This is a genomic window from Cyanobacterium stanieri LEGE 03274, assembly GCF_015207825.1.
Taxonomy (GTDB): domain Bacteria; phylum Cyanobacteriota; class Cyanobacteriia; order Cyanobacteriales; family Cyanobacteriaceae; genus Cyanobacterium; species Cyanobacterium stanieri_B.
In genome coordinates, this window is record NZ_JADEWC010000012.1 from 77,248 (window position 1) to 91,918 (window position 14,671).

A 14,671-nucleotide genomic window follows, 5' to 3' on the forward strand; every position below is an offset into this window, starting at 1 on the left:
AATATACATTAATTGTGGTAATTATTGCCTTATGAGATGATATATCATCTTTTTTTACTATGATTTAAATAAGTTAATTTTACCTTTTTTTACTATCAAATAGTTAGGGTTATTTAACAATTATTCATTAATATTTATAAAACTTAAATATCCCAGTCTTCTTCATTAAATTCATCGAAATCTTCTTCTTCTTGATAAGGGGGAGTAATTACCCGATAGGTAGCTTCATAAATATCTTCTGATACGGTACGAGAAGGTTGACGGGGAGGAATTTTAGCGGTTTTGGGTACAATTTCGGTTCTTTCTCTGGGTTGGTAGGAATAGGGAGCAGCCTGACGAGTTTTTTGATTAGTTTGTGTTGCGGTTTCGCTATTCTCGAGAGGGGAGGAAGTGTCTATGGGGGTTTCTTTTTTCTCTTCTATGGAAGGTTGATTTTTTTCTTGGTTTATTTCTTCTAGTTCTGGAGTATTATTATGGTTGTTTTCAATGGTTTCAATATTATTAGGAGATGGTTTATTTTCTATGTCTAATTCATCAGGGTAAATGGGATCGTCTTGGTATTTTGGTTGGTAGTTTGGATGATATTTTTCTTCTATTGTTCTTGAGTATTCCTGTGGCTCTGGTGGTGAGGGTTGATTGGGATAATTCGATTTATAGTTATTTGATTTAGGTATTTTGGGAGAGGATAAATTAACTAAAAATTTGATTATCAATGTAGAGATTATTCCCCCTAAAAAGCCACTAAAAATAACTATGGATAAAGGAATATTAATAGCTGTATTACCAAGAATAATAATGGGAATTGCTTGGGAATTTTGTACGAGGAGTAAGATTAATAATAAAAAAAATGTGATTAATGTTAAACTTTTAAAGTTCATGGTCAGTTTAGTTTGACTGAAATATTTTACCTTTATTTTTTGGGGACATTTTACCTAGGGTAATGAAGACAATTTTTGTGCTGATAAGGATGTTGATAGTTAATTATTAAGGTGGGCGTTGCCCACCGTAGTTTTTTTTAGGAATTTAAATAATTGGAATGAGTTACTTTTCTAGGGGGAAATAAACGAGGGGAAACCAACTGCGATGGAGGATTTCTTGGGCAAAACTTTTTACTGTCCAATTTAAGAGAATGTTATCACGGTCATCGGCAACTGCGATCGCACTTACATCATAATTAAGACAAACATCAAGAATTTCAGTAATGGGATCACCTTTTTTAACCATGGATTGAACTTCTAAACCCAAATCTTTTAATTCCTGTTCAATTTTTACTAAATCTTTTTGGGCTTCTTCCATTCTATTTTCTAATAGTAAAGGAGAGCGAGAAACTTCTTCTACCACCGTTAATAATAAAATTTGATGTTGAGTTTTGATCGACTCTTTTTGACAATATTCTTTTACCTTATCAATCAAATAACGGGAAGATTTACCACCCTTATAAGGCACTAACCAAAAACGATTAAGATGCTTACATCTGAGGGCTAATTCTTCATCTCGATAAACAGAAATTAATTGAGGGCGAAGAATCATTAAAGGAACTTTTAATTTTTTAGTTAATCTAGTGGCCGTTGAACCAAATAACCCTTCTTGAATGGCAGTTTTTACCGTAGTACCAAGAATAACAAAATCAATATTATTTTTTTCCACCGTCTCAATGATATTGGGAGCGGGATCACCTGATAATACTTCCAAATTGACTTGAATGGAATCAGGAACATTTTCTAATTGAGAAGATAGAAATTTTTTAACCTCCTCAATTCTTTCATGATCTACCCGTGGAATTTCTCCTTCTGTCCAAAGGGGAACACTATGCAAAAAAGTAATTTCTTTTAAGCCACTGTGTTCAAAACTACTTATAAAACGGGCAAATTTTTGCAAACCATCCTTTAAGTCTGTACAAATTAGGCAACGCTGAAGCATATATTTTTCTTTAGTTTTATTTTATTTTATTTATTTTAGGGTAACATTTAATCATATTAATTATTGATTAAAACTTCAATTATTCTGATCAATATTATTTATTTATGTTATTTAAATTTTTTCTCCACTGAGAATAAATATAGGGGCGATCGCCGCAAATACCTGACTAATACCCCTTGTTTCTAGGCGATTAATAGATGATTGTACCACCTCTATATTACGGGCTTGTAATTCGGCTAGGCCCTCAGAAATTTGATAAAGATTTTCCAAGTTAGAGGCGATCGCCACTACCCTTCCCCCAGACTCTAAATTACCCCAAACCTCCCCCAAAACATTTTTAACCGACTTTCCCCCACCAATAAAAACCCGATCAGGCTTAGACTTAATCTGACTCAAACACTCAGGCGCAAAACCCTCCATTACCCTCACATTATTCACCCCAAATTTTTGACAATTTTTTTCAATCAATGAGACAATTTCAGGATCGCGCTCTACCGCAATAATTTCGCTCTCAGGACACAACAAACCCATCTCCACCGACACTGTACCCGTACCCGCCCCAATATCCCAGATAATCGATTTATCTTCCAAACGCAACGCCGATAGAATTAATAACCTTACCTCTCTTTTGGTCAAAGGAATCCCAGGTAAACGCTCAAAAAGCTCATCAGGAATACCACTCGTCCTATATTTCCACACCATAATCAAACATTACTCATAAAACCTTCAAAACAATTATAAATAAAAAACCTTTCCCATTTTTCCCATAGAGGGCAAAGCGGAAAAGTTAAAAAATACAATTCAAATTTAGTAATTATGCAAGGGAATAGGGCATTTCGACTTCCCTCGATAACCATGACGAACTGACGCTTATTAACTATCGGGAATGGTGATAATATTTTTGGGTCTAAATTTCTAACCTCGAATTATATTTCATAGAATAATTAAGCAGTGCCTACATTTTTAACCTACCACCTAATAACTCACACCCTTGATTAATCAATTACATCCCCTAGCTAAATACCTCTAAATAATCCCTACGCCCTTATCTCCATCCTCACTATTAATATCCTTTAACTCCTCAATTCTTTCTTGTTTTTGTGCCTCTTGTTTGTCCCTCAAATCTCCGCGCTCCTCTACATACATTTCAGGCTCAACGGCATAATTGTTAACCAATCCTTCACGGCTGACAGTATAACCTGCGGTGGGATCTGTAGCATTTTCCGATTCAGGAATATTTTTAAAATCTGTTCCTTCCCTTTCCATACGGGCGGCGGTTTCTGCAGAAATGATGTTACGATCATAGTTAGCAGACTTTTCCTTTTTCTCCTCAGGAGAATCGTTAGCGGGTTGACCACTACCCGAACCAATACCTTCCATAACAGGGTTAGACTTAGACCAAGTAAAAGCTGCCACGCTGATAACAGCGATAAAACCAACAATTAATACCGACAAAGCCGTTACTGGAAAATGGCTAGTTTCTGCGGTCACTTGTAATAAAAGTTCCATAAGAATTCCTCATGTGTCTTCGCTTTTGAGCTTACCATCTTCGGTATCATAGGCTACAGTAGTGTATCCCGAATACGACTATACGGAGATTTACACTGTTAGGAATCTTTCTTAAGTTTATTTTTCTCATCGTCCACGGGGCTTACCCTCGCTCGATATAATAGTTTATCCTTTTGACGATAGCCCACATAACGAATTTCTACCTTTTCCACCTTATTTGATGTTTCAGTCATTAACTCATGTTCTTGAGGATTATAATCAACAATAGCACCCACAGGGGCGATCGCCCTTATATCCCAACCAGACAAAAGATTATATAAAGGTTTAAGCAAAGGAATTAAACGCATAGCGGGTAAATCTGGTTTTTTATCCACCACCTTAACCATGGTAGGAAGTTGTAACAACAAAGATTCTAAAGTTTCAATAACCTGCCGTTGCACTTTCTCCATAACTTCCCCTTGCCCCTCAGGAATATCAGAGATTTGCCCCTCTATCCTCTGTAAAAAGTCTCCCAAAGATAAATCCAACGCCCTTGCCAAAGCCTTAATATGCTTAAGGGGAATTTGATCCATTAACCCACAGTCAATGCGATGTAAAATTAACTCAGCAATTCCCGTGCGACGACTAAAATCTAAATAACTATCAAAACCTGCCTCCCCAATCAAAGCCGATAAAGGAGTTACTTTATCCATTCTTTGTGCAATCTTCATCAAAAATATCTCAAATATCTTGGTAGAATATTAGTAAAGAATCCGCTAAAAATAAAAATTTTATTTTTATCATCATAGCCTGTTTAATAACTTAAACTAAAAACACGTAAATATTTTTACTCATCCTTTATTTCAATCACAATGTCGGATACTAATGAGTCTTTTAAAGTCGCCATTCCCCAATTTGTCGGCACCCGACAAGCACACCTATTCAAAAGCCTAAAAATTCCCCAATTTACAGGGAAACTAATTTTTACCGCCAAAAATGGTACTCAATGGATATTTTCCATGTATCTAGGTAGAATTGCTTACGCTACAGGGGGAATTCATCCTTGCCGTAGATGGCGTCGCAATGTTCTTAAATATGCCCCAGAAGCTCTACAGATATTGGAATCCTTTGATGTCAACATTTTTAATAATAAACAGTTTATAAGTGATTGGGAATATAATTTATTCTCCCTCCTTGTCCAAGAAAAAATCTTAAATACTGCTACTACCAATAAAATTATTCGTGGTATTATCCAAGAAATTTTGTTTGATTTAACTAGGGCTATGGAGGTTAACTTTGATATTGTTGAAAATAAAAATCCCCCTTCGCCCCTCGTTTTTATCGATACAGAACCTATTATCGTCGAAGTATGGCAAGATTGGCAAAAATGGCTAGGGGCAAAATTGGCAGATAGATCCCCTAATAAAGCTCCTATCATTCGTCAACATGGGGAGTTAAATCGCAGAACATCTCCCCAAACCTATCAGATTATGAAAAAACTGTTTAATGGGAGAAATACCATCAGGGATTTACACGTTCAGTTAAATCAAGATATTGTTTCCATGACAAAGATGATGAATCCTTATTTTCAGTTAGGCTTGATTGAGTTGACTCTCACTGAGGATATTCCTTTTCCTTGGCTCGTGAAGTTTAAGCCTTCTTCTATGCAAGAGCAAAACAAGGTTTTGTGTATCACAGAACAAGAACAAGTGGTTAAGGATATTCAAAATACAGTCATAGACCTTGATTATAAGTTAAATTCCTTTAGTAGGGGGGACTTGGCGATCGCCTTTGCCCAACAAAATTGCCCCCAACTGATTTTTATTGACCAAGAAATTTCCTCTGTAAATGCCTATGATTTAATTAGTAAATTTAAAAAAACTGCCACCTTACAACAAATACCGATTATATTAATTACTGATGATTTAACTAAAATAAAACCTCAAGATTATGAGTCCGTGGGCTTTTGTGATGTGTTAATTAAGCCATTACACCAACCCCATTTACTGAGAAGCCTCAATAAAAATATTAACTCCAATGGTTAGAATAACATCTTAAATAAATAATTAATGCTAAAATAAAATAAGCAATAAAAAATAGTATTTAGTAAACAAAATTATATATTAAATAAATTAGAGATAGTCAAATTATGGATGGTTTTTGGGAAAATGTATTGCGTTACCCTCGCTATATGGTGAGTTTAATTCTAGGAATATTTATTTTTTTGTGGGAACAAATTAAACCTTTATTCAAAAATCCCGTCACGGGAATTGCGATTTTTGGAGTTTTAATAGGTATTTTTTCTTTCCTCTATTTTACCCTAGAAGCCATGTTGGGGCTAAGTGCTACCTAAGAAAGAAAGTTATTATTAGAAAATATTTAAAGAATAAGAAAAATGGCTAATAGTCGTCGTATCGAAAAAGTTTCATCCCTCATCAAACGGGAAGTAAGTCAGATGCTCATTAATGGCATCAAAGATGATAGAGTGGGGGCAGGGATGGTAAGTATTACCCATGTAGAGGTGTCAGGAGACTTACAACACGCCAAAATTTTTGTCAGTATCTATGGCACTCCCGAAGCAAAAAGAGAAACCATGGAAGGTTTGAAGGCTTGTACCCCTTTTGTGCGTCGTAGTTTAGGGCAAAAAATTAGTTTACGTCATACCCCTGAAATTCGCTTTAGGGAAGATGCTTCCTTAGAAAAAGGAGATCAACTGATTCAACTGATTAACCGTATTACTCCCCCTGAAGAAGAAGGGATAGACGCTCAAGAGGAGTAGGGGTAATGGGTATGGGGAAAGCCTCTATACCCTAGAGTAGATCATCATCTACATCTGCATCATCTTCGTAATCATCATCGTCGTCATCATCCTCAATTAATTCAGAGATTTCTTCATCTTCAGATACTGGTAGGATGTTGGTTTTTTCTTCTTTTTCCTCCCGGTACATAATTTTATTATTGCTTTCCAACCACTCCAAAATTGAACCTTCCTGTTTTAAGGGAATTACAGGCGCTGGTTCGTAGCGCTTTTCTTTACGCAGTGCAGGATTTTTCATAAACTAATAATATTACGAGCCATATAAATTTCGTCGAGAATATATATTTTACCAGATTATCCATGAATGCAAAAATTAATTTGTTAGGGGCGATCGCCCGTTATAACGGCAAAAAAAAAAGTTCTGATAGCGACAAAGTGGAGATATTAAGTGCCATTGAAGAATTAGAAGATACAAATCCTAATCCTCGCCCCATGGAAAAAAAAGAACTTCTCAACGGAGATTGGCAACTACTCTACACCTCCAGCAAAAGTCTTTTAGGTTTGAATAACCTTCCCCTAGTAGAAGTCGAAAATATTTATCAATCCATTCATATTTCCACCAAAAAAATTTATAACATAGTGGAAATTAAAGGCTTACCCCTCCTTGACAGTGTGATGGTAGTCATTGCCAGTTTAAAAGTAGAATCAGAAAAAAAAGTAAATGTAAAATTCGAGCGCACCATCGTTACCCTCAAAAATTGGTTAAAATACCTCTCCCCCGAGGATATTATTCGCCAAGTGACTAACAAAAAACAAATGTTTCCCCTCGACATCAAAATTAACCAAGCCCTCGAAAATTTTACCAACACCGACGGTTGGTTAGAAACCACCTATCTTGATGATGATTTACGCATCAGTCGAGGTAATCAAGGGAACATATTCGTTCTTTCCAAAATCTAATCAATGGTATTATCCTTTTCACCCCCTTAAAATAGTTTAAAGTGCGATCGCCATGAACAAAATCACCATGACCCCAAAAAAATATTTTCCCCTACTCATCACCACCACCATCATTAGTACCCTACTAACCACCCTCGCCCCCAACCCAGAAAAAACCTATCCCCAAGCCCAAGCCCAAAACAACGGCAGACAACCCATCACCGTAAGATCAGACATACAAGAAGCCAACTCAGAAACAGGAGTTATCACCGCCCGAGGAAACGTCTATATCGAATTTCCCTCCCGTGACATTCAAGCCACCGCAGCCCAAGCCCAATTTTTTAGTCAAGAAAGAAGATTAGTCCTTAACGGTAACGTTCAAGTAATTCAAGACGGTAACAGCATGAGAGCCGAAACCATGACTTATCTTATTGACGAAGGCAGATTCATCGCCACCCCCCAAAATCAAAGACAAGTAGAATCAGTTTATCTCATCGAACAGGATAGCCCCTAAAATAAACCAATAAACTGGTTTTTGTCCAAAAAATCCAATGCAATTAACACTTAAAAACATTCATAAATCCTACGGCAAAAGAAACATCGTCAACCGAGTAAACCTCAAAGTAAAACAAGGAGAAATCGTTGGACTACTAGGCCCTAATGGAGCAGGTAAAACCACCACCTTTTATATCACCACAGGCTTAATCATGCCCAACCAAGGGCAAGTAAACCTAGACGAGCAAGACATCACCCCCCTAAAACTAAGCCAAAGAGCAAAACTAGGCATCGGTTATCTTACCCAACAAGCCAGTATATTTCGCAACCTCACCGTCAAAGAAAACATTGAATTAGTTCTTGAGCAAAGTAACCTTTCTTTTCGTAATCAACAAATTCGACTAAAACAACTGATCGAAGATTTTCGCCTCGAAAAAGTAGTTCACACCAAAGGTTCTCAAGTGTCAGGGGGAGAAAGAAGACGCACCGAACTTGCCCGAGCCTTAGCCGTAGGCAGGGATGGCCCTAAATTTTTATTATTAGACGAACCCTTCGCAGGGGTAGATCCCATTGCCGTCTCAGAAATTCAAACCATTATTGAAGATCTTAAAAATAAAGGTATGGGTATTTTGATTACAGATCATAACGTGAGAGAAACTTTAGCTATTACGGGGCGATCGTATATCATGCGAGAAGGACAAATCCTCGCCTCCGGCACCGCAGAAGAACTTTATAAAAACTCCCTTGTGCGACAATATTACCTAGGAGATAACTTTAGAATTTAACTCTCATGGAAGATAAATCAACCAACACCCCCATAAAATTCCATGTCTCCCTAATGGATAAATATATCCTAGGAGAACTAATTACACCATTTCTATTCGGTATCGGTTTATTCACCGCCCTAGGCATATCCATCGGCACATTATTTGAACTAATTCGCCGAGTCACCGAATCAGGATTATTTGTGGGAGTCGCCATCCAAATTTTTCTGTTACGCATACCAGAATTTATCGTTTTGGCATTTCCCATGTCTCTCCTTCTTGCCACCCTCATCGCCTACAGTCGCCTTTCTGGAGATAGCGAAATTATCGCCCTTAGAAGTGTTGGAGTAAGCCTTTTTCGCCTAGTAATTCCCGCTTTAGTTTTAAGTCTTTCTATCACAGGAATTACATTTTTTATCAACGATGTAGTCACCCCCTCTAGCAACAGACAAGCTACCATCACCCTACAAACCGCCCTCAATCAAGTTCAACCACAATTAAGCCAAAGAAATATTTTATATCCCGAATATGCCGACATCGTCAAAAGCGATGGTTCCGTTAATTATGGTTTAGCAAGATTGTTTTATGCCGAAGAATTTAACGGTAATCAAATGAAATACCTTACCATTCTTGACTTTTCAAGGGATGGCATCAATCAAGTGTTAACCGCAGAAACAGCACAATGGAATATTCGTGATAATATTTGGGACTTTTTTAACGGTACAATCTACATTGTTGCCACCGATGGTAGTTCCAGAAACGTTGTTCGTTTTGAACATCAACAACTAACCCTCCCCCGAGCGCCCCTAGACTTTGCCAATCGTCCCCTAAGTTACCAAGAAATGAGCATAAGTCAAGCCCAAGAATACTTAGAAACTGCTAAATTAGAAGGAAATCGCAACGAAGCCCGAACATTAGCCGTAAAAATTCAAAGTAAAATCGCCTTACCCTTTGTGTGTGTGGTATTTGCCATCATGGGTTCAGCCCTTGGTATCCGTCCCCAAAATACAGGCAAAGCAAAAAGTTTTGGAATTTGTATCGCCATCATCCTCGCTTATTATATTCTTTCGTTTATGGGTGAATCCCTTGCCATCTCAGGTATTCTCAACCCATTTATGGGAGCATGGCTAGGCAATATCATCGGTTTTACCCTAGGCAGTTGGCTTCTTTATATCAACATCAAATAACCTTCTTTCCAAAAAGATGATGATATAATAAAAATGCCGACAATCATTTGGGTACATTCATTATGGCATCTTCATCTCGTAAAAACTCCCCCGACTATCTCAAATCAAGAATGGGTACTTTTTTAAATCCCCTATTTTTGAGCGCCATAGTAGGATTAGGGGTAATTGGTATCATTGCGTGGCAGTTAATTGTAATTAATAACCAATTTAGACAAAGTAGTCTCGAAAACTCTCCCCCCTCCCGCACGGGAGCAACCCTTGAATTAGGAGATAATGCCAGTAATACCCAAACCCCCACGAACTCAGAAAACCCCTCCCCTAGCGCCACAAATAACGGTTCACCTTCTCAAAATCCCGTAGGTGATCCCAATTCAGTAGAATTAGACATTGCCGAAGTGGATTTATTGAGCAGTCAAGAAACCGTACAAACTGACGGCCTCGATACCCCAGAACAAAGCCGTTTATATAATCAAGTGTTATCCCTACCCCGAGTGTCTCCCGAAATTAGACCATCTGGAGGTAATGGAAACACTGGGTTTGCACCCAATCAAGGCTTATTAAGTCCTGAGTTTAACCAACAAAGACAATCACAAATTCCCGTTGCCCCTAGCCCTCTCAATCAAGCGGTTAATAATGTGATGAGTAACTATAATCCCAATAGTAATATTTATAGATCCCAAGCTCCCCAAAATAATATTCCCAGTGCAGGGGGAAATCAGACTTATTATTCTCCTTCTCTGCAAAATAATTATAATGTGAGTAATAATGTTGTTGGTAATCCCAGTTCATTTATTCCTACTCCCCAAGGAACTTACATTAATCCCAATCAAACCAGTACCAGTATTCAAAATAATAGACCTTCTCGAACCAGTCAATCTCCTTTTTAAATTTCGGTAAACCCTTCCACCCAATAAGTTAATCCTAAGGGATAATAAATTTAGTAGAAATTTTACCTTATAAATATAAAGTGCTATCATCTATCATTTCTGATTTTAAAATTATCTTTGAGCGAGATCCCGCCGCCCGTAACTGGTTAGAGGTATTATTATGTTATCCTGGCTTACAGGCAGTGGTTTTACATCGTCTTTCCCATGGTTTATATCGTCTAGGAATTCCTTTTATTCCTCGTTTTTTGTCCCATTTGGGTCGCTTTTTTACAGGTATTGAAATTCACCCCGGCGCACAGTTAGGGAAAGGGGTGTTTATTGACCATGGCATGGGCGTTGTCATTGGAGAGACTGCCATTCTAGGGGATTATTGTTTAATTTATCAGGGGGTTACCCTTGGTGGTACGGGAAAGGATACGGGCAAACGTCATCCTACCCTCGGGGAAAATGTGGTAGTTGGTGCGGGGGCAAAGGTTTTAGGTAATTTATTGATTGGTAATAATGTGCGTATTGGGGCGGGTTCAGTGGTTTTACGGGATGTGCCTTCTGAATGTACGGTGGTAGGTATTCCGGGGAGAATTGTTTATCGTTCTGGGGTTAAGGTAAATCCCCTCGAACATGGTAATTTACCTGATTCTGAGGCGACGGTTATCAGAGGTTTGATTGATAGAATTGAATCTTTAGAACAAGAAATTATGCAGTTGAAAGAAAAGGAAAAGGTAGTTATTGAGCGTTAGTGTTTAATTATTTGATAGTGTAAAAAAAGTTCTTGCTCTATTTTTTTTATTTCTTTGAGTTTCATCCCTAGGGGAGATTCTAGGGGTATTCCTCCGACGGGGGTGGGGGCTTGATTTCCTCCTAAAATAACTGGACAGAGGGTAATCCAAAGGTCATTAATCAGGTTTTCGGCAAGGATAGAAGCGATTATTTCTCCCCCTCCAAGGATGGCTATATGATTTATTTTAATTGCCTTTAAATGGTTAAATATTTGTTGCCAATTTATTTTTTCTTGGTTATGTTCACTAATTAAATAATCATCAAAAAGTATTTGTTTTTGATTTTTATTAATATTATTTAGCCAGTTTTCTTTCCCTTTTTGTGTTGTTAATAAAACCCGTTTAACTGGCTGGTCAAAAAAGCGATAATTTTGGTCTAGTTTGCCCGATGATGAACAGACGATGTTGATGGGTTGGGGGGTTTGTTGTCGGTTTTTTCTTTGGGCGAGGAGATGGGGTTGTTTAATGGTAAGGGTTGTGCCGTAGGCTCTGAGGGTATTAGCACCGAATAGGATGGCATCACAGAGGGATATTTGTTCTTCTAGGTGTTTGAGGTCTTGGGGGCTACTAAATCGGGCTGGTGTGCCACTGTGGGGGCTTATTTTTCCGTCGGCGCTCATGGCGAGGATGGCGGTGGTGTGAGGAAAATTAGACATTGATTTGTTTAAGATATTCGAGACGGGGTTTTACTTCTTCAAATTCAGGGGCGATCGCCCTTACTTGTTGATAACATTCTTGAGCTTCGGAATAACGTTCGAGAATTTCTAAAACCAAGCCTTTATGATACCATGCCATAAAATGGTTAGGTTGAATACCGATCGCCCGTTCCCAACTCATCAACGCTTCCGGATATTGTTGGAGATTATAAAGAGCATTACCCCGACTATACCAAGATTCCACATCATTAACATTTATATCGAGGGCGTGATCAAAAGATTCAATGGCCTCTGCATATTTTGCCCCATGGGCCAAAGCACATCCACGATTGTGCCACACCTGTTCTAAATTTGGCTCTATTTCAATGATTTTGTCCCAAGAGGCGATCGCCCCTTGCAAGTCACCCTTTTGCGCCTTTTCCAAACCCACACCAAACCAATGCTCCACCCATTCTACATCCACCAATTCTTCTTCCTGCGCCTCAGGGGTAATAGACTCCATCTCCAAAAGAATTTCCTTGCTAGAATTACTCGCCTTAACTAACTTTTCAATAATCGCCCCAGGTTCGTGATTTTTCAAACCAAGTTTACGAGCCGTTTTACGGGCAAAATTTTCGTCATGTTGTAACAATTTAAGTAAATCTGCCAAACTACTAGCCTCAGGAGAATCATCCTCACTATCATTGCCCTGAATCGGTTCTAATTGAATACCATCCTTCCGAGCCAAAATTTCATTGGCAAACTCATGGGCTAAATCTCCCACTGGACGATAAAATGGTAGAGAAGAAGTCTTTTCCCCTAAAATAACCATCCTCGAAGCGATAGTATAGTGGGGAGCAAAAGAGCTTACTAAACTTTCACCGTATTTTTGTAACCAAGTCAACCAATTATCAACAGTTATCTTCGGTTCTAAATTTTGAAAAAATTTCTCGATGCGGTTTTCTGTCCACCCTTTAGCAACTCCTTCCAATAATTGATTAAACAAATATTCTAAGGTTTTATCATCAGTGGATGGTTTTTGTTGGGCGGAATCCTCTCCCCCCTCTTGCTCGTAATCCTGTGCTGATTCTTCCTTTTTAGCACCCCAGTTCCATATTTTTTTGATCATTACCTTTGAAAACAAGAACCCATATTCTATTGATATTTAATGATAACTAATAATAATTGACAATGGATGAAGCAATGGACAATGGACGAACCAATTGACAATGGACAATGGACAATGGACAATTAAGATAGAAAGTTTTACTTAATCGCTACTATCTATTACCCTGCATAAACCATAACTGCTGTGACTTACGAGCCTTTACACCATAAATATCGTCCCCAAACTTTTGCACAATTAGCAGGACAAGATGCGATCGCCCAAACCCTTAGTAATGCCTTAACCTCGGGAAAAATAGCCCCTGCCTATCTATTTTGTGGGCCTAGGGGTACAGGTAAAACCTCCAGCGCCCGTATTTTAGCCAAATCATTAAACTGTATGGCGACGGATAAACCTACCCCTACCCCTTGCGGAAAATGTGAAGCCTGTATAAGTATTACCAATGGTTCAGCGTTAGATGTCATTGAAATTGATGCGGCGAGTAATACAGGGGTAGATAACATTAGAGAAATTATTGAGCGGGTACAGTTTGCCCCTGTGCAGTGTCGTTATAAAGTATATGTGATTGACGAATGCCATATGCTCAGTACGGCTGCATTTAATGCCTTGTTAAAAACCTTGGAAGAGCCACCCGATAGGGTAATTTTCATTCTAGCCACCACAGATCCCCAAAGGGTTCTACCCACTATTATCAGCCGTTGTCAACGGTTTGATTATCGTCGTATCCCCCTTGATGCTATGGTCAAACACTTGGGCTATATCGCCACGGAGGAGGGCATAGACATCGATTCTGGAGCGCTGAGTTTAGTTGCCCAACTTTCCAATGGGGGGATGAGGGATGCGGAGAGTTTATTGGATCAATTGAGTTTGTTATCAGGTACTATTACCACCCAGAAGGTATGGGATTTGGTGGGTTCGGTATCTGAGCAGGATTTATTGGAATTGTTAGGGGCGATCGCCACGGATAACCCTGAAACAGTAATCGTACAGTGTCGTAAGCTCTTGGATAGGGGTAGAGAACCCTTGATTTTGCTACAAAACTTAGCTAACTTCTATCTTAGTTTATTAATGGCAAAAACAGCCCCGGGGCGATCGGACTTAGTCACCCTCACCCAAGAAACATGGCAACAACTGTGCGAAACAGCCCACCATTGGGATATTTCCACCATCCTCCAAGGACAAAAAAAACTTAAAGACAGCGAAATTCAAGTTAAAAACACCACCCAACCTCGTCTCTGGTTAGAAATTACCCTGCTTAATCTTCTTCCTTCTGCTAATCAAGCAGTAGTTACCCATACCGTCAAAAACAAAACCCCCATCGCATCTCCTCCTCCTGTTGCTCAAAAAACCTTTACCCCTCCCCCTAAACAAGAATCTCAACCTACTACCCCTAACACCTTCAATCATCCAACCTCCCCTCCCCCAGAAAAAGAAACTACCGCAACCCCTGAATTTAACTCCTTATCCTTAGACGAATTAAAAGAAAAAGTCGCTTCCACCATCTCCGCCGTGATGACAAAAAGTTTTTTGGTGCAACAATGCCATATTCTCGAATATCAAAACAATACTATTACTATCGGTGTCATCACAGAATTTTTCCTCAAACTCAGTAAACAACATCAACCCATCATGGAAAAAGCCTTTAGTCAGGTTTTGGGTAAATCCATTAACTTGGTGTTTCAAGTGGAAGGAAAAG

General features: G+C 38.6%; 18 protein-coding genes. 10 read left to right on the forward strand and 8 right to left on the reverse strand.

What is annotated here, in order from left to right; all coding sequences use genetic code 11:
- Positions 1-143: 143 nt before the first annotated feature.
- The 5 genes from IQ215_RS07215 to IQ215_RS07235 all read right to left on the reverse strand — a co-directional run bounded on the left by IQ215_RS07215 (position 144) and on the right by IQ215_RS07235 (position 4,139).
- Positions 144-878, reverse strand: a complete 735-nt coding sequence (locus IQ215_RS07215; RefSeq protein WP_193800642.1) for a hypothetical protein — start codon at positions 876-878, stop codon at positions 144-146.
- A gap of 163 nt (positions 879-1,041) precedes the next feature.
- Positions 1,042-1,920, reverse strand: coding sequence for a universal stress protein (locus IQ215_RS07220; protein ID WP_193800643.1), 879 nt, complete (start codon positions 1,918-1,920; stop codon positions 1,042-1,044).
- A 111-nt stretch (positions 1,921-2,031) separates the two neighbouring features.
- Positions 2,032-2,622 (reverse strand): precorrin-6Y C5,15-methyltransferase subunit CbiT, encoded by a 591-nt coding sequence (gene cbiT / locus IQ215_RS07225; RefSeq protein ID WP_193800644.1) that lies wholly within the window; start codon positions 2,620-2,622, stop codon positions 2,032-2,034.
- 324 nt (positions 2,623-2,946) lie between these two features.
- Entirely contained in the window at positions 2,947-3,429 is a 483-nt protein-coding gene (locus IQ215_RS14325; RefSeq protein WP_206688536.1) for a hypothetical protein, read from the reverse strand.
- Positions 3,430-3,527: 98 nt separating this feature from the next.
- Entirely contained in the window at positions 3,528-4,139 is a 612-nt protein-coding gene (locus IQ215_RS07235; RefSeq protein WP_193800645.1) for a helix-turn-helix domain-containing protein, read from the reverse strand.
- Positions 4,140-4,280: 141 nt separating this feature from the next.
- Between IQ215_RS07235 and IQ215_RS07240 the strand changes: the two genes are divergently transcribed.
- From IQ215_RS07240 to rbfA, 3 genes are all read left to right on the forward strand, one after another.
- On the forward strand, positions 4,281-5,453 hold the full coding sequence (locus tag IQ215_RS07240) for a response regulator (RefSeq protein ID WP_193800646.1): 1,173 nt from the start codon (positions 4,281-4,283) through the stop codon (positions 5,451-5,453).
- A 104-nt stretch (positions 5,454-5,557) separates the two neighbouring features.
- Entirely contained in the window at positions 5,558-5,761 is a 204-nt protein-coding gene (locus IQ215_RS07245; RefSeq protein ID WP_193800647.1) for a DUF751 family protein, read from the forward strand.
- A gap of 42 nt (positions 5,762-5,803) precedes the next feature.
- Positions 5,804-6,187, forward strand: a complete 384-nt coding sequence (rbfA, locus tag IQ215_RS07250) for a 30S ribosome-binding factor RbfA (RefSeq protein ID WP_193800648.1) — start codon at positions 5,804-5,806, stop codon at positions 6,185-6,187.
- A gap of 31 nt (positions 6,188-6,218) precedes the next feature.
- Here the strand turns inward: rbfA and IQ215_RS07255 are convergent, their stop codons facing one another.
- Positions 6,219-6,464: a DUF3134 domain-containing protein gene (locus IQ215_RS07255; RefSeq protein WP_193800649.1), complete on the reverse strand. Its 246-nt coding sequence runs from the start codon at positions 6,462-6,464 to the stop codon at positions 6,219-6,221.
- 62 nt (positions 6,465-6,526) lie between these two features.
- Between IQ215_RS07255 and IQ215_RS07260 the strand changes: the two genes are divergently transcribed.
- The 6 genes from IQ215_RS07260 to cysE all read left to right on the forward strand — a co-directional run bounded on the left by IQ215_RS07260 (position 6,527) and on the right by cysE (position 11,175).
- Positions 6,527-7,126: a PAP/fibrillin family protein gene (locus tag IQ215_RS07260; protein ID WP_193800650.1), complete on the forward strand. Its 600-nt coding sequence runs from the start codon at positions 6,527-6,529 to the stop codon at positions 7,124-7,126.
- Positions 7,127-7,193: 67 nt separating this feature from the next.
- Complete coding sequence (locus IQ215_RS07265; RefSeq protein ID WP_193800651.1) at positions 7,194-7,619, forward strand: LptA/OstA family protein; 426 nt, start codon at positions 7,194-7,196, stop codon at positions 7,617-7,619.
- 37 nt (positions 7,620-7,656) lie between these two features.
- Positions 7,657-8,385 (forward strand): LPS export ABC transporter ATP-binding protein, encoded by a 729-nt coding sequence (gene lptB / locus IQ215_RS07270; RefSeq protein WP_193800652.1) that lies wholly within the window; start codon positions 7,657-7,659, stop codon positions 8,383-8,385.
- A gap of 5 nt (positions 8,386-8,390) precedes the next feature.
- Positions 8,391-9,551, forward strand: coding sequence for an LptF/LptG family permease (locus IQ215_RS07275; RefSeq protein ID WP_193800653.1), 1,161 nt, complete (start codon positions 8,391-8,393; stop codon positions 9,549-9,551).
- 62 nt (positions 9,552-9,613) lie between these two features.
- The gene (locus IQ215_RS07280) at positions 9,614-10,438 is read left to right on the forward strand and encodes a hypothetical protein (RefSeq protein WP_193800654.1); all 825 of its coding nucleotides are present in this window, start codon (positions 9,614-9,616) and stop codon (positions 10,436-10,438) included.
- Positions 10,439-10,518: 80 nt separating this feature from the next.
- Positions 10,519-11,175, forward strand: a complete 657-nt coding sequence (gene cysE / locus IQ215_RS07285) for a serine O-acetyltransferase (protein ID WP_193800655.1) — start codon at positions 10,519-10,521, stop codon at positions 11,173-11,175.
- Here cysE and IQ215_RS07290 read toward each other — a convergent pair.
- Together IQ215_RS07290 and IQ215_RS07295 are read right to left on the reverse strand one after the other, a co-directional pair.
- Positions 11,172-11,870, reverse strand: coding sequence for a RibD family protein (locus IQ215_RS07290; protein WP_193800656.1), 699 nt, complete (start codon positions 11,868-11,870; stop codon positions 11,172-11,174). The genes cysE and IQ215_RS07290 overlap by 4 nt on opposite strands.
- Positions 11,863-12,978 (reverse strand): tetratricopeptide repeat protein, encoded by a 1,116-nt coding sequence (locus IQ215_RS07295; protein ID WP_193800657.1) that lies wholly within the window; start codon positions 12,976-12,978, stop codon positions 11,863-11,865. Before IQ215_RS07295 ends, IQ215_RS07290 begins: the two co-directional genes overlap by 8 nt.
- A gap of 183 nt (positions 12,979-13,161) precedes the next feature.
- On the opposite strand from IQ215_RS07295, the gene IQ215_RS07300 reads away from it, so the two are divergent.
- On the forward strand, positions 13,162-14,671 hold a 1,510-nt coding region (locus IQ215_RS07300), incomplete at its 3' end, for a DNA polymerase III subunit gamma/tau (RefSeq protein ID WP_193800658.1).

Bases quoted from the DNA above. Each gene is read 5' to 3' on its own strand.
- IQ215_RS07215 (WP_193800642.1), bottom strand. From the start codon at position 878: ATGAACTTTAAAAGTTTAACATTAATCACATTTTTTTTATTATTAATC.
- IQ215_RS07220 (WP_193800643.1), bottom strand. From the start codon at position 1,920: ATGCTTCAGCGTTGCCTAATTTGTACAGACTTAAAGGATGGTTTGCAA.
- cbiT (WP_193800644.1), bottom strand. From the start codon at position 2,622: ATGGTGTGGAAATATAGGACGAGTGGTATTCCTGATGAGCTTTTTGAG.
- IQ215_RS14325 (WP_206688536.1), bottom strand. From the start codon at position 3,429: ATGGAACTTTTATTACAAGTGACCGCAGAAACTAGCCATTTTCCAGTA.
- IQ215_RS07235 (WP_193800645.1), bottom strand. From the start codon at position 4,139: ATGAAGATTGCACAAAGAATGGATAAAGTAACTCCTTTATCGGCTTTG.
- IQ215_RS07240 (WP_193800646.1), top strand. From the start codon at position 4,281: ATGTCGGATACTAATGAGTCTTTTAAAGTCGCCATTCCCCAATTTGTC.
- IQ215_RS07245 (WP_193800647.1), top strand. From the start codon at position 5,558: ATGGATGGTTTTTGGGAAAATGTATTGCGTTACCCTCGCTATATGGTG.
- rbfA (WP_193800648.1), top strand. From the start codon at position 5,804: ATGGCTAATAGTCGTCGTATCGAAAAAGTTTCATCCCTCATCAAACGG.
- IQ215_RS07255 (WP_193800649.1), bottom strand. From the start codon at position 6,464: ATGAAAAATCCTGCACTGCGTAAAGAAAAGCGCTACGAACCAGCGCCT.
- IQ215_RS07260 (WP_193800650.1), top strand. From the start codon at position 6,527: ATGAATGCAAAAATTAATTTGTTAGGGGCGATCGCCCGTTATAACGGC.
- IQ215_RS07265 (WP_193800651.1), top strand. From the start codon at position 7,194: ATGACCCCAAAAAAATATTTTCCCCTACTCATCACCACCACCATCATT.
- lptB (WP_193800652.1), top strand. From the start codon at position 7,657: ATGCAATTAACACTTAAAAACATTCATAAATCCTACGGCAAAAGAAAC.
- IQ215_RS07275 (WP_193800653.1), top strand. From the start codon at position 8,391: ATGGAAGATAAATCAACCAACACCCCCATAAAATTCCATGTCTCCCTA.
- IQ215_RS07280 (WP_193800654.1), top strand. From the start codon at position 9,614: ATGGCATCTTCATCTCGTAAAAACTCCCCCGACTATCTCAAATCAAGA.
- IQ215_RS07290 (WP_193800656.1), bottom strand. From the start codon at position 11,870: ATGTCTAATTTTCCTCACACCACCGCCATCCTCGCCATGAGCGCCGAC.
- IQ215_RS07295 (WP_193800657.1), bottom strand. From the start codon at position 12,978: ATGATCAAAAAAATATGGAACTGGGGTGCTAAAAAGGAAGAATCAGCA.